The sequence below is a fragment of the Oleiphilus sp. HI0123 genome (assembly GCF_001635315.1).
Window position 1 is genome coordinate 1 of sequence record NZ_LWGE01000769.1, and the last position, 1,011, is coordinate 1,011.

Genomic DNA, 1,011 nt, shown 5'->3' on the forward strand with positions numbered 1-1,011 from the left:
GGTAGTTAATAGGTATTGTAAGCACCGCGTCGGGCTGAAGCCCGACCTACGAATAAAGTGCGAATATGCCAAGTTCGGACTCTTCGATATCAATAGGGTGTGCCGTGCGCACCAGCGGAGTTTGATACCTCGTCTTAGTAGGCAGAGGGTTCAACCCCTCGCATGAATCTGCCCCGTGCTAGCCCGCTTGCGAGCCGTGGAAGGCTCTGCCTACAGGTTAGGGAAATTGCTTTGGCCGCCCCCCCATTACTGTTTGTTTGAGTCGCGGGGTTTATCGGTGCGCACGGCACACCCTATTGATATCGAAGAGTCCGAACTTGGCATATTCGCACTTTATTCGTAGGTCGGGCTTCAGCCCGACGCGGTGCTTACAATACCTATTAACTACCTCATTGGCACCGATCTGTCGGGTTGAAACCCGACCTACAAGGTACGTACTAGGGGCCGAATTTGGCACTTTAACGACTAAGTAATGCGCAGGAGTCGTGCGCTTTAGTCGAACGCAGTGTTCTAATAGCTCAGCTCAAGCGCTGACTTTTACAATTAATATTTATCATTATTTATATCGAGCCAAAAACATATCAACGGTTTCGCGCACTAGTGCTTGTTTTTCAGGTTCAGATAAAACAGGCGCAATTTGAACAACTTGAGGCCAAAAGCAACTTCCCTTTATTAGGTTGTGAAGCTGTGTGAAAGCTAGCTCTGTGTCATGTAAATTTATGCGCTTATCTTTAGACGCGCTTTCTAACCATAGCGTCAGCGCGGTGTCTTCATCATCGAACTTTTCAAGTTCTTTTTGTAGGGCCTCCGGCTGGAACAGGAAGTGCCCTAGCGCCACGCGTGCTAAATCGATATATTCTTTGTCGCCCACCAGATTCACTTCTTGCTTTAGTAATGCTGTTAGCTGCTCACCCAAGGGGCTGACGGCATCATAATGAACATCAATTTTCACCATCGCCTGATCCCATAGATCTTTCAGCAAATACATTACCAAGGCTTCTTTAGAGTCGA

General features: G+C 47.9%; 1 protein-coding gene. It reads right to left on the bottom strand.

The genetic code is table 11. The features are described 5' to 3' along the window. Positions 1-556 precede the first annotated feature (556 nt). Positions 557-1,011, bottom strand: a 455-nt coding sequence (locus A3761_RS06795; RefSeq protein WP_231881182.1) for a TetR/AcrR family transcriptional regulator C-terminal domain-containing protein, incomplete at its 5' end; no start/stop codon positions are given.